The 12,677-nt window shown below is 48.1% G+C and carries 14 protein-coding genes and 1 tRNA gene; 5 read left to right on the top strand and 10 right to left on the bottom strand.

Annotated features, from left to right (window positions below):
- Window positions 1–93 precede the first annotated feature (93 nt).
- A complete protein-coding gene (gene xseB, locus PJF56_RS00885; RefSeq protein WP_283760739.1) occupies window positions 94–333 on the top strand; it encodes an exodeoxyribonuclease VII small subunit in 240 nt (79 codons plus the stop codon).
- 15 nt (window positions 334–348) lie between these two features.
- Here xseB and PJF56_RS00880 read toward each other — a convergent pair whose 3' ends face one another.
- The 3 genes from PJF56_RS00880 to PJF56_RS00870 all read right to left on the bottom strand — a co-directional run bounded on the left by PJF56_RS00880 (window position 349) and on the right by PJF56_RS00870 (window position 2,561).
- On the bottom strand, window positions 349–1,536 hold the full coding sequence (locus tag PJF56_RS00880) for a DNA double-strand break repair nuclease NurA (protein WP_283760738.1): 1,188 nt from the start codon (window positions 1,534–1,536) through the stop codon (window positions 349–351).
- Between the two features lie 52 nt (window positions 1,537–1,588).
- Window positions 1,589–2,359 (bottom strand): HAD family hydrolase, encoded by a 771-nt coding sequence (locus PJF56_RS00875; RefSeq protein WP_283760737.1) that lies wholly within the window; start codon window positions 2,357–2,359, stop codon window positions 1,589–1,591.
- A 130-nt stretch (window positions 2,360–2,489) separates the two neighbouring features.
- Window positions 2,490–2,561: transfer RNA gene (locus tag PJF56_RS00870), tRNA-Gln, on the bottom strand.
- Window positions 2,562–2,689: 128 nt separating this feature from the next.
- Here PJF56_RS00870 and PJF56_RS00865 point away from each other — a divergent pair.
- Window positions 2,690–3,082: a response regulator gene (locus tag PJF56_RS00865; RefSeq protein ID WP_347179401.1), complete on the top strand. Its 393-nt coding sequence runs from the start codon at window positions 2,690–2,692 to the stop codon at window positions 3,080–3,082.
- 62 nt (window positions 3,083–3,144) lie between these two features.
- Here PJF56_RS00865 and PJF56_RS00860 read toward each other — a convergent pair whose 3' ends face one another.
- The 5 genes from PJF56_RS00860 to PJF56_RS00840 form a co-directional block, all read right to left on the bottom strand.
- On the bottom strand, window positions 3,145–3,606 hold the full coding sequence (locus PJF56_RS00860) for an RNA recognition motif domain-containing protein (protein WP_283760735.1): 462 nt from the start codon (window positions 3,604–3,606) through the stop codon (window positions 3,145–3,147).
- A gap of 635 nt (window positions 3,607–4,241) precedes the next feature.
- Window positions 4,242–6,545 (bottom strand): M48 family metallopeptidase, encoded by a 2,304-nt coding sequence (locus PJF56_RS00855; protein WP_283760734.1) that lies wholly within the window; start codon window positions 6,543–6,545, stop codon window positions 4,242–4,244.
- A gap of 138 nt (window positions 6,546–6,683) precedes the next feature.
- Window positions 6,684–7,553, bottom strand: coding sequence for an NAD(P)-dependent oxidoreductase (locus tag PJF56_RS00850; RefSeq protein ID WP_283760733.1), 870 nt, complete (start codon window positions 7,551–7,553; stop codon window positions 6,684–6,686).
- A gap of 115 nt (window positions 7,554–7,668) precedes the next feature.
- Complete coding sequence (locus tag PJF56_RS00845) at window positions 7,669–8,025, bottom strand: HEAT repeat domain-containing protein (RefSeq protein WP_283760732.1); 357 nt, start codon at window positions 8,023–8,025, stop codon at window positions 7,669–7,671.
- A 149-nt stretch (window positions 8,026–8,174) separates the two neighbouring features.
- Complete coding sequence (locus PJF56_RS00840; protein ID WP_283760731.1) at window positions 8,175–8,687, bottom strand: hypothetical protein; 513 nt, start codon at window positions 8,685–8,687, stop codon at window positions 8,175–8,177.
- A 325-nt stretch (window positions 8,688–9,012) separates the two neighbouring features.
- On the opposite strand from PJF56_RS00840, the gene PJF56_RS00835 reads away from it, so the two are divergent.
- From PJF56_RS00835 to PJF56_RS00825, 3 genes are all read left to right on the top strand, one after another.
- Window positions 9,013–9,522, top strand: a complete 510-nt coding sequence (locus PJF56_RS00835) for a photosystem I reaction center subunit XI (RefSeq protein WP_283760730.1) — start codon at window positions 9,013–9,015, stop codon at window positions 9,520–9,522.
- A gap of 102 nt (window positions 9,523–9,624) precedes the next feature.
- Window positions 9,625–9,741, top strand: a complete 117-nt coding sequence (locus PJF56_RS00830; RefSeq protein ID WP_283760729.1) for a photosystem I reaction center subunit VIII — start codon at window positions 9,625–9,627, stop codon at window positions 9,739–9,741.
- Between the two features lie 148 nt (window positions 9,742–9,889).
- A complete protein-coding gene (locus PJF56_RS00825) occupies window positions 9,890–11,014 on the top strand; it encodes an alkene reductase (RefSeq protein WP_283760728.1) in 1,125 nt (374 codons plus the stop codon).
- 9 nt (window positions 11,015–11,023) lie between these two features.
- Here the strand turns inward: PJF56_RS00825 and cobA are convergent, their stop codons facing one another.
- Both cobA and PJF56_RS00815 read right to left on the bottom strand, forming a co-directional pair.
- Window positions 11,024–11,800 (bottom strand): uroporphyrinogen-III C-methyltransferase, encoded by a 777-nt coding sequence (gene cobA, locus PJF56_RS00820; protein ID WP_283760727.1) that lies wholly within the window; start codon window positions 11,798–11,800, stop codon window positions 11,024–11,026.
- 27 nt (window positions 11,801–11,827) lie between these two features.
- On the bottom strand, window positions 11,828–12,577 hold the full coding sequence (locus tag PJF56_RS00815; protein WP_283760726.1) for a sirohydrochlorin chelatase: 750 nt from the start codon (window positions 12,575–12,577) through the stop codon (window positions 11,828–11,830).
- Window positions 12,578–12,677 lie beyond the last annotated feature (100 nt).

Below are 12,677 nucleotides of genomic sequence, written 5' to 3'. Positions count from 1 at the left end.
ATGGGTGACGGCCAATAGGGGTAGATCGAGAACTGTTAATATCTAACGATCCCCTGTCCTACCGTAAACTCACTTCACCTCTTCAGGTTTATTATGCCTAAATCCTCCAAAAGTAACTCCACACCTCAATCGGACTGGAATTATGAAGAAACCGTTGCCCAAGTTGAAGCTATTATCAGCCAAATGGAAGCTGGAGATATGGACTTGGCTGAAGTTTTCGATCAATTTACTCTCGCTGTAGAATATCTCAAACAGTGTGAAAGCTTTCTGGCTCAAAAGCGATCGCAAATGGATCTTCTGATTGAGACCTTGAGCGAAGATCCCGAATTCTGATCGCTTGATGATCGATTAGGCGATCGAACCACGCTTACGGGCTTCCTTATAGGATGTGCCAATATTTTTCAAACCAGATTTAATCATCTGTTGCTCCAACAATACGAAAAACCGATGGCGATCGCCTCCCCGCACCACTGCTTGATTATGAGCTTCCGCTAAGGCTACCGGATAACCATAGCCCTTCGCCACTTGTGCAAGGGTTAAACTTAAGGACTGCTGCAATAATTGGGCATCTTCAACCACCCATTGGGGAAACTCCACACGGGCAATCTCTTTGCCCACATGGAGATAACAAAAATACACCACCTGTTCCCGATATTGCTCTAAAATTCGTGCCGACGACCGCCACAAACCACTGCGCTGTCCCGGTTGCAGTAAACTGCCCCAGACGGAACTATCCCGCAGGGGATGTAACCCTTGACAGGGAGCCTTATCCGTCTTTCCACCGCAGTGACTGGCACAATTGGGTTGGGGATAAGGGCAGTGGGCAAGACGGAGAAAATTAAGCGCCTCCCCACTGCGAGACGAACTCAAATAGCCAACCAGGGGAATACGATGGCGTTGCAGGGTTTCCCAAGCTTCTAAAATGGGGGGCAAAATGCGATCGCGGGCTTCAACCGGTAGGGGTTCTAAATGCCAATAAATCAGGGAACCATCCACCATCGCCAGTTTGGGCAATTTTCCCCCATCTTCAGAAGTGACGCTCTCCCCCAATTCTGCCAATACCGTCGCCTCCGATACCGTGCGCCGATAGGCCATCCATTCATCCGTGCGAATTCCCCATTGGCGAGAGACATAAAGATCTTCTGGGCGATAAAAGGCTTCGGGTAAACTGTCGAGAATGGGGGCAAGATTTTGGCCGTAGTGTAAAACCACCTGTCCCGTATTGATCAGATAGCAATAGGCAATTTCATGGTGAGAGGGAGCCATCTGGGAACCGTCGGTAGAGATGACACTATGGACTCGAGGGGCGCTCTGGATATTGACGACTGTATCTAAGGGTTCGATGGGAAAGGCGGCATTAAAGCTAAAATGACTCGACCATTGCTCATAGGAAGAGATTAACTCATCTAGGCGATCGCTCGCTTGAGCTAGGGTTTCTCTAGCGCGGTTGAGTCGTTTCTGGGTGGCGGTGGCTTCGTCTTGCAGATGTTGGCTGATACCTTCCATCTGACGAGCAAGTTTATTAAAATCGAGCATAATATATAGCAAACCTAAATGAGTTATATATAGAAGAAATTAGTTAAAGAAGTTAGAGCCAATGGTTTAAGGGTTGGCTAAAGGTTTCTAGGGATAGGGAATGAATGCGAGGGTGGGCGCTGGCGGCTTGTTTTTCAGCTTCTGTATTGTAGCCCCAGGTGGCGAGGAAGAGTTCTACGGAGGTTAATTGGGGATGTTGGGCTACAGAAAGCAGGGTTTTCCAGCGATCTTCGATAAACCAAATCCGTTTTTCTGCGGGGTTGAATGTGAGTAGGGTTTCGGTTTTGGGGCGCTTGATGCTTTTGCCAATGATGCGATCGCCCGGAAAGTCAATTTCTGCCATTTGTAGCAATTCTTGGGCAAACCGGGCTTCTTTGGTGGTGACGATTGCCAGTTCCAGATCTGGGTTAGCCAAGAGCGATCGCAGTTGGGGCGCAATTCCGGGATAAAATCGGTGCAGGGCTAACCAGTCTGAACGATTCGTTTGGATTTGGCGATCGCGTCTACCATCAACCCGATCCATAAGTTCCCCAGCCTTGAGTCCATCTCTAGTCATAATTTGCTCGCAGATCCCGCGCCAATTAACTAAAATCTCCTCTGAGGAAGTTCCCTCCACCATTGCTCGGATCAACACCGGCATTTCCCAACCCGTTTCAATCACCGGGCGCAGTCGATAGAATCGTTCTGCCATTCCCTCTGGGGGAGGATTCTCACCCACCATCCATACCTGACTATAGGTTTGCCAAGCGGTTTGAAAATACTCGATTAATCCATCACACAATACCCCATCAAAATCTAGGGCGAGAACCTCTGGAATGTCCATAATGCTTGCTGGCTACAACACTACCGGCCAGGATAACAGGCGATCGCCTGCCGTTGCAGGATCGCGAACTTTGATCGCGAACTTTAATTAAGGATTTCCCTAATTCTCTGTTGTATCTATGATGTTAAAACTGGGGTGCTAGGATTCGAACCTAGGAATGGCGGGACCAAAACCCGCTGCCTTACCGCTTGGCTACACCCCATTGCCTTCACCTTTGATATGATAACCTTAAGTGCTAGGGATTTGTCAAGGGTTTGACTTAAAATTTCCCAAACTCACCCAATTTCCCTTGTGAGGATTCCTAAATCTGTACGTGATGAGGCAACCGTGTTGTTCACAACTCCGCCATCTGCACCGAAAGTTCTTACCGTTGACGACAGTGCGATCGTCCAAAAATCGATTCAAAATGCACTCAAGGATCGAGGCGTAGAGGTTTTAACTGCTGATAATGCTGTAGATGCCTTAAATCTGATTTATAATGAATCCATCACTCTGGTTTTACTCGATGTTTCCATGCCAGGGGTTGATGGTCTTGAACTGTGCCGCACGATTCGCAGTATCCCTGAGTTTGAATCCCTTCCTATTGTTATGGTGACGGCGCGGGATAGCCCGTTTGATAAAGTACAAGGGCAACTCGCTGGAGCCACTCAGTATCTGACTAAGCCTTTTGATGCCCAAACCCTACAAGATATTGTCCAGGGTTTTATCGATCAAAGCCAATAGCAAATAAAGGTAAAGGATTCATTCCTTTACCTTCGTCAGCAAGCAGTGCTGGTAAAACTGGGCTAATTTTTAGCTGTTTGTGCTGCCAGCATTTCTTTAAGTTTCTCCAGATCCGCAGCCCAACGAGGATCGGGTTGAATGGAACCGCTATCTTGGCTAGAACCAGAAGAGCTTTTCTTGGATTTATTTTTCTTGCGGTTTCCGCCACCACTTGAACTGGCAGTCGAACCACTCGAAACCGATCCACCCTCGGCACTTCCCCCCTCTTTACCCTTGTTCCGAGGCTGGGCTTTTTCAATTTTGAGGGCATTCTCGTTGAGCAAATAACCGTTAAATTGCTCAATAATTTGGTCGGCTTGCTCTTCATTTTTAACCGTCACAAACCCAAATCCGCGACATTTTCCTGTCTTACGGTCTGTAATGACCTTGGTGGAAACTTTGGGTTCTGTTTCAGCAAAAACGGCTTCTAGCTCTTGCTTTTCCGTTTCTTTCGGTAAGTTACCAACGTATAACCGAACAGACATTGATAAGACCTCCCTATTTAGTCTGAGTTAACTATAGACATGGCATGACCTCGTGTATCGATCGCTGATGTAGCGTTCGACACACTGAAGACGATTGGCAAACACAGTAAAATATTCACCTCGTTGGTAAACCTTTACTATTGGAATTGGGTTAGGCATCTCGTTGCTCATTGAGTCTCATGGCAGGCTTTATCGATTCCGAAGACTCGGAAAAGGAAGAGCCGGGTTTTCCCTTTGGAGTCACTATAAATTTTCCGGATATTCCTATCGCGATCGAGCACATATTTATCTTCTTTAGGTGGCTCTACCATGTTTACTTCATGCCATATTTAACCTATCACGTTTTGGCAGATGGAGCTACCCAAAACTCAATTATTTTACCCTTAAGTTAGAGAATTTGTCATCCCCTTGTGCTGAAATTTTCCTCATTCTCTGGCTAACGGATAGTAAAAACCAGCCGGTTGTGCGGCTGGTCAACTTGCTGTGTTGGGAGGAAGAACACATGATTCCAAAGCAGCCCATCCTGCACTATGGTTGATCGATTGTCGATCGCTAGGTTGATTGACTGTTCTGGCTTGAGTCTTCTTGTTAAGAAATGTAACACATCGATTCAAATCTCGCCAAATATCTTTACATTAAGTTTGCCAAACCAGATAAGCGCCCCAAAGTCCGGAGGCGATCGCCACCACAGACAGGATCGGGGGATGATAACTATAGGCTCCCAGTTGGGATCTGCCCTCCAAATAGGCTAAATCCACGGCCAAATCAGCGCCGCGACGCAACCACCCCCCCACCTTCACGGACTGTCCGATCAAATCCTTGGGACAAACGATGTTAATCCCCCAATCCCCGAAAACACTGACACGGGGGCAATGGCGTAAACGAATCAACCCCGCAGAAGAGTGTAGGATTAACGTCTGTCCTAAGCCATTATGAACCCCGCGTCGCCCCCAGAGTTTGCCCTCTAAGCGAATAATTTCGCGCTTTTTGGGGGGTAAGGTAGCATCAGTTTGTAGGGCGGTTAAGGTATCTGAGCGATCGATGCGCTGATGCTTAATGGGGCGTACTTCCGGATAAAAGCGATTAATCTGAAACATCAAGATCAGGCTGAAACTAATCAAATAACAGGCAGTGATTAAATCCCCATCTTGATCTTGGGAGAGCCAAACCAGTTGACCAACATAGAAAACATCGGCGATCTTCCCCACCAGCATCAGCAGTAGACGAAATCCAATCCCCAAAATGAGCGCTTGACAGAGGGCGCGAGGAAGTAGGGGCAGCCCTCGATCAATGGCGATCCCAGTGCTGATAATGAAATTCACCCCTGCTTTGAGCCATGATTGAAAATCAGAGGGTAAGGAGAAGCGACGGGGAGGGATAAAGGGCAGATCTAGCTCTGTCTCTAAGCGGAAAAATCGGGCTAGATCCGTTAACCGTTGCAGGCGATCGCCCAACCGTCCATGGCTACTCAACAGGGTGACTCCGTAGCGATAGGGATGGCGTATATCCCACTGGAGAAGCGGTTCAAAGGGTTGATTGGGGGCTAAATTCCCGATGGCGATCGCCTGTTCTATTCCCAGGGGAAGCAAGAGATCGAAGCGTTCTAGAACTTCCGGGATACTCGATGCGTCCATCATGCCCCTGTGCCAACCTTGAGCCAGTTTCAACAGTCCACGGGTGAGGGCATTGGGGTTACCCGTTATACTCACTGCTGTGGCATCACTATAGAGCAGTCGCCATCGGGAGAGTAAGACGAGGGGGAGACGGAACAGATGATAGTAGGTATAACTGAGATTGGCTAAGAGGGTCGATAGCCCTCTGATGGTGAGTTCTAGTAGAGGGATCTCCAGGCGATCGGCCAAACGCTCTCCCAATTTAGACACCGACCAATAGAGGCTATAGGGAAGTTGTAAGAAACAGACACAACAAGAGAGCAGGAGAAAATCCCAGTTAAGGATATGAGCAAGTTGGGTAGAGTAAAGGATAGCCAGTTCATCATCGTCCAGGCGATCGAGCATTCCCTGAGAGATCGCTATATAACCCGTAGGCCGTAAGTGACCGATTGGATATTGAATATACGTGAAAATTAGGGGTAAGGCAGTCGGTAAAATTCCCAATTTCGGGGGAGGAAGTTTACGTTGACGACAGACGCGCTCAATCACAGTGGCAGATTCTGGGCGGATAGTTTTCAGATGCTCTAGATTCAGGGGTTCGAGTTCATACTCTTTTTTGAGCAGCAGAGAGAGCAGAGCTGGAGAGGCGATAAAAATTAATAAGGAGAAGATAAATAGGAATAAACTGGGGTCTCGATAGAGAATTTGCCAGGGACTGAGTAAGGGCAGCAGAGAGAGCAGATACTGGACTAGGGAAAAGCTGATCTCAACGACAGTCACCATCCAGACAAAAAAGGCGATCGCCGTTATCCCTTGCAAACCCCATAACCAACGCCTCTCCGATCCGAGTTTCCAGGTTTTTGGAAGCGTACCCCATCGTTTAGCGCGTCCCGCTTGTTTCCAGGTTCTCACCTCTGGAGAAGCAGGGGAAAGGGATACAGGCTGAGGGTTTTCTTTCACTTCCCCTTGAGGAACTGGAGGAGGAGCAACAGGCAAAGCATCCGTGGGAGCATCCGGGGAGATATCGGTTGATGGCTCAAGATCGGGGAACTGATGCTTGAGTTTCGGTAAAGTTTTTTTTGCCCAAGTCTGGAAGGTGGCATCCGGGCTGTAGGTGAGCAAGTAGCATAAATTAAGCGCTTTTTGCCCTTGACCGAGTTTATGATAGACAATGACTAATCCTTGTTGGGCCCGTCTTTTGCGAATGCCCTCCGATTCATTGGTATAAACACCGTTTAAGTGGGCGATCGCCTGCTCATACTTTCGATGCTTGAGTGCAGCTAACCCTGTGGTTAAGGAAGGGCGCTTTGGGGATGATGATGACATAGACTGATAGCGGTTGACCGGTTGGTAGGGGCAGTTTTTCCAAGTCTAGGAAATCCACCCTAGTTGACCCTAATTGATCGTTATGGTGGCCATAACGTCTACCCCTATTCCTTTTCCTGATCTTCCAAGGAATGCACCCTAGGGGTTATAAATTTTCATCATAGCCTGAGTTCCCAATTCTCCTCCATTTTCTAAGGTTTCAACTTGCTTAAAGTATTGATTAGCTAACTCGGTTCCGGGAAATTCTTGGTTTTCAAGCATTTCTAGAACCAAGCGCAAGTCTTTTAAAATATGCTTGATGGCAAAACCAGGAGCAAAATCGGACTGATTAATTTTAGGGCCAAGATTGGATAGGGCCCAAGAACCGGCCGCACCCCCACTACAGACTTCGACAATTAAATTGGGGTCAATGTTCTGTTTTTGGGCAAGTTTGATGGCTTCGCATAAACCAATTAAATTAGCCGAGCAAAGGACTTGATTACAGAGTTTAACGGCTTGGCCACTGCCGACAGGGCCACAGAGGTGGATGGATTTTCCCATGATTTCAAAGAAGGGTAGGCAGTCCTGAAAATCGGCTTCATTTGCTCCCACCATGATGGTTAATGTGCCGTTTTGGGCCCCCACATCTCCCCCAGAGACGGGAGCATCTAAGAAGTGTAAATCTTTAGCGGATAGGGTTTGGCCGATCGCCTGTGCCGCTTTTGGGCCAATGGTACTCATATCCACCACCAGCGTCCCCGGTCTTGCCCATTCTGCCACACTGCCAGCACCACATAGGACTTCCTCCACGTCGGGCACATCACCTACACAGGAGAAAATGATATCGGCTGTGGCTACTGCTTCTTGGATAGAGGAAACAATGTTTACACCTGCCTCTAGAGCAATTTTCACTCCTGGGCGATCGGGGGTACGATTCCATCCTTTGATGGCGTATCCAGCACGAGCTAGGTTAGCGCTCATGGGCCCACCCATGACTCCGAGTCCTAAAAAAGCGAGTTGTTGATTCATAATTGAACGGGTAGATACGGCTAGAGTGCGATCGTTGGCGATCCTATCGTTAGGTTGGGTTTCGTTGCTTAACCCAACCTACAAGAAAATGGTAAGGGGTTCTCCCGCCATTCCCCTATTCCCCCATTCCCCCACTTCCGGGTCGGTTTTCCCATAAAGACCGAGGTTTTGAAGAGGGGGACTGGGAGTGTCTAGCGTGTTGCAAGGCTAAAGACGCTGCTTTTTTAACATCAGACACAGCATCGTTTAAGCCCCGTTGTAAATAGGGCAACACTTGGTCGGATTTAATACTTCCCAGGGCAGTCATGGCCGCTTCACGCACGAGGGGACTGGAGTCTTGACTCAGTGACCCAAGGGTGGAAATAATTCGTTCGGTTTCTGAGCGCAAGGGACAGGAGGCGGCGAGTTGTCCGAGGGCTAAAGCGACTTGCTGGCGAATTTGAGGACTTTGATGGCGGGTGTAGCCGAGCAATTGGGGTAATGCGGACAGTTGGGGCCAAGTTCCTAAAGATCGCAGAATTTGACTGGGGTCGAGGGAAGTAGAAACTGGGCTAGGTTCAGAGGGGTTAACCGTTTCTGGTGTTTCAGATTCTGGAGTCTGAGGGGTTTCGGTGTTGGCGTTTAGTTCAACTCCGGAGATGGGGGGGGTGAGGGGTTAGAAACGGGTACTGAAGGTGCGATTTCTGTATCAGGAATGGGAGGGTCTTCTGGGGCTTCGGGTTGTTCTAAGGATTGAACCGCTTGTTGAGCCTGGCTTTGATAGTGTTCTCGCTGGGCGAGGGTAACTTGGCGAATCCGGGATTCTTGGGCCACCAGGGTTTTCATTTCCTGAAGGCTCTGTTGAGTCTCTTGTGTGGCTTGAGAGGGTTCGGTTGTTTCTGGACGGGTAACTTGGGCTTTGCCGTCTGTGGGCGTGGTTTGAGCCGATTGTTTCGCATCGGCGATCGCCTGTTCTCGGATGTCTTCAACGGTTTTGTCTAACCGGAATTGGTGATTGCGCTCTAGGTCTTCGATCGCCTTCTGATGTTTTTGTTCTAAGGCTTCTTTTTGTTCATCGAGTCTTTTTTCTACGAGCCAGTAGGACAGGGCTACCCCTGCGGCGATACCGACAATCAAGCCAATAATGGCAAACATAATCTGATTTCCTCCAAAACTGATATCGATCGTACACCCAAGTGAATCACTTCTGGTGCTATCTCTGATAACTTACCTGTGAACTTTAGTCGATGTCGGCCGATCCCCAACTTTTTCCTGGGGAGGACTTAACAAAAATTTACAATAATCCCACAAATCTGGCTCTAACTCTGTCTCAATTCTGATTTTGATCCCCAAAACATAAACTTTTCTAAAGGACAGAGGTGACTTTGTAACAACATTTCCCCTTTTTGCTTAAGATATGACGTTAAGCCTTCGAGCCTAATTTCCATCGATCATACATATATTATGAGGAGAAGAACACATGGCTGATTCCAGAGATATTGAGATGATCGCAGCCTATGGGGGCAATCCCCAGGTTGGTCACCTCTCGACTCCGATTAGCGATTCTGCATTCACTCGCGCCTTTATTGGCAATCTTCCTGCCTATCGTAAAGGTCTTTCTGCCAGCCGCAGAGGTCTTGAAATTGGTATGGCTCACGGTTACTTCCTGTATGGCCCCTTTCTCGTACTCGGCCCCCTGCGCGAAACAGAATTAGCTAACCTGGCAGGTTTATTAGCCACCATTGGTCTGATTTCGATTTTAACCATCGCTCTGTCTCTCCATGGTGCGGCTGATGTCAAATATCCTCCTGTAGAATCGGCAACTCCATCTGCTCCTTCTAATCTGTGGGATAAAGATGGCTGGGGTGACTTTGCAAGCAGCTTCTTCCTAGGCGCTTGCGGTGGTGCATTCTTTGCCTACTTCCTCTGTCTCACCCCCCACCTAGCTCCTCTACAAGAGGTTGTGAATAAAATCTGGTCTGTGGGATAGACTCTGAATAACTAACCTAATTGAGTTGGTTCAGCCCAGAATTTCCTTTGAGGAAAACAGTATAAAGTTTTAACTGCAAATTGGTCATAAGGAGTTTTTGACATGACAGGTGCTTACGCTGCTTCTTTCTTACCGTTTATCTTGGTTCCTTTAGTCGGTTTAGTAACTCCGGCTGTGGTTATGGGTTTGTTGTTCATTCACATTGAAAGTGATGCTTAAACCTGATTAGCTTAAACTGAGCCATCATACCGTTGATGAAAAAACCCGCTAAGTTAGCGGGTTTTTTTGTAAAGACATTCAAGCATATAGTTTAATAGTTCAATAAAATTGAAGTATCGAACAGAAAACTAACATAGGAGCTGCGATTATGTCTGGTGCTACCGTTTCTTCTCCCACAGATGAATCCTTATCTGTCCTTTTTGAACCGCTCAACCTAGGGGCGATCGCCATTTCCAATCGAATTTTGATGGCTCCCTTAACCAGAGGGCGTGCCGGAGTTTCCCGAATTCCTAATGATTTGATGGTTGAGTATTATACTCAGCGAGCGAGTGCAGGCTTGATCGTCTCAGAAGCCACTCAAATTTCCGAACAAGCTGCCGGATGGGAACAAAGTCCCGGTATTCATACGGCGGAACAGGTGGCAGGATGGAAAAAAGTAACGGAAGCTGTCCACCAAAAAGGCGGAAAAATTGTGTTGCAACTGTGGCATACTGGGCGAGCTTCCCATCCCGACTTTCAGCCGGGAGGGGGTTTACCGGTGTCTTCTTCGGCGATCGCTCCCCAAGGAGAAGTTCGCACTCCCAAAGGTAAAAAGCCTTATGTTATCCCCCACGCTCTCACCTTAGAAGAAATTCCCGGTGTGATTCAAGAATATGTCCTTGCCACCCGTAATGCCAAAGAAGCCGGATTTGATGGGGTAGAAGTCCATGGAGCGAACGGTTATTTGATCGATCAATTTCTCCGGGATGGCGTGAATCACCGCACCGATAGTTATGGGGGCAGTATCGAAAATCGTGCCCGGTTTCTGCTGGAAGTGACGGAAGCCGTCATTCAAGAATGGAGTGGCGATCGCGTTGGGGTGAGATTATCCCCTTACAACCCCTTTAACGACATGAAAGACAGCGATCCGATCGCCAGCTTTACCTATACCGCAGCCGCGCTCAACGCCTTCAACCTTGCCTATCTCCACATTCTGGAACCCTTGCCCGGTCATTTCTTTGGCGTGGAAGGAGTCGAACGAGCCGCACCCCATATGCGCCGGGAATTCAAAAATTCGATTATCCTCAATGGGGGTTATGATGCTCACACGGGAGCCGCAGCCCTTCGCAACCAGGAAGCTGACGCGATCGCCTACGGTGTCCCCTTTATTGCCAATCCTGATTTAGTGGAACGGTTCCAACAAGGAGCCGCCTTAAATGAACCGGATCAAGCGACCTTTTACACCCATGATGCCAAAGGTTATATTGATTATCCGACGTTATCTCAAATCTAGAAAAGAATGTTAGGCTATCCCCGATGCTCGTAGAAACTCAGTGTTTGGGATAGCTTCCACGACATGACCGATAATGGCGATCGCCGGTGCAGTAAATCCCGTTGCTTCCACTTTGGCAATGATTGTTTCCAAGGTAGCAACCAAAGTTTCTTGTTCGGGACAAGTTCCCCAACGGATAAGACTGATGGGAGTTTGGGGAGATAACTGTGCCTCAAGCAGTTGGGGGATAATCTGGGGTAAATTGTGAATACCCATGTAAATGACAATCGTTTCTGAACCCTGGGCGATCGCCGGCCAATTGACCTGGGGTCGATACTTGCCCACGGACTCATGACCCGTTACAAAAGTCACTGAAGAACTATAGCCCCGATGGGTTAATGGAATACCTGCATAGGCGGGGGCAGCAATTCCGGAGGTAATACCGGGCACAATTTCCACCGGAATTCCCGCAGCGATCAGATCCCTCATTTCTTCCCCACCGCGCCCAAAGATAAACGGATCGCCCCCTTTGAGACGCACAACGATCGCCTGATGTTGGGCTTCTTCAATTAAAATTTGGGTAATTGCATCCTGCTTGAGTGAATGTCTTCCCCGTCGTTTTCCCCCATGAATTTTTGTAGCATTCGGGTTAATCATCTCCAAAATGGGAGGACTCACCAAGGCATCATAAACCACCACATCAGCCATCTGAAGCAGGTCTTTACCTTTAAGCGTCATTAACCCTGGATCGCCAGGGCCAGCCCCAACGAGATAGACTTTACCGACGGGAGAAGGAGAAGAAGTCATAGGGATTTGAGTTACGTTGTGTAGAGTTCAGATTAGGGTAGAAACTGGGGAAGATACTGTTAAGTCCAGTACCATTTGGACTAAATGGGGATTTTGATTGAGGGGAGAGCCAAGACTATATTTGAATTGAGGATAAGCGGCTTGTTTTTCCGCTAGAGTTGTGGCGATCGCATCCGTAATATAGCCAGGAAAGAGGAAATAGGGCAACACCCCAATCCGACGATATCCCAGATCCATTAATTGACTGATTCTCCAGTCTAAGGATGGCATCACCGACCAATAGGCATCCAGAATGCCCAATTGATGGGCGAGGGTTTCTACGGGTTGATTACCACCCGCTCGGCGGCTACCATGGGCCATGATGATCCAAATTTCTCGATCTGTGGGGTTGATTTGTTCTGCCAATCGTTTTTGCAGTTGGGGATGGCTACCCAAATAAGGACAGGTTTCTAAATGCAGATCCTCTGCTAACAGGGTGTGCGCTTCCTGTACTTGGGCTGGTATGTCTTCCATGACGTGCATTCCCGGAAGTAGAAACAGGGGAATGATTTGCAGATGAGCAATATTTTGCCGCAAGAGGCGATCGCCCAACTGTTGAATTTGTTCGGATAAAGTGTATTTCCCCAATTCTAGAGTGGCGGTTGCTACTATATGGGAGGAACTGCATTGGCTTTCTAAACGAGTACGCACCTGTTGAGCCAAGTCCTGAATGCCCTGATGGGTGCGAGGGTCTCGGCTACCGTGAATGACTAATAATTTACCACTAGAATGAATCAAGGTTGAATCGCTAGTTTTGAGATCATGGATAATAGAGTAATCGATGATTGAAGTTTGTGCCAATCCTTCATACTCGGCTAACCGAGTTGGATTGTTTATG

The organism is Roseofilum halophilum BLCC-M91, from assembly GCF_030068445.1.
Classification (GTDB): domain Bacteria; phylum Cyanobacteriota; class Cyanobacteriia; order Cyanobacteriales; family Desertifilaceae; genus Roseofilum; species Roseofilum halophilum.
Note: the sequence above shows the minus strand (reverse complement) of the source record. Positions and strands in the feature narration are given on the sequence as shown.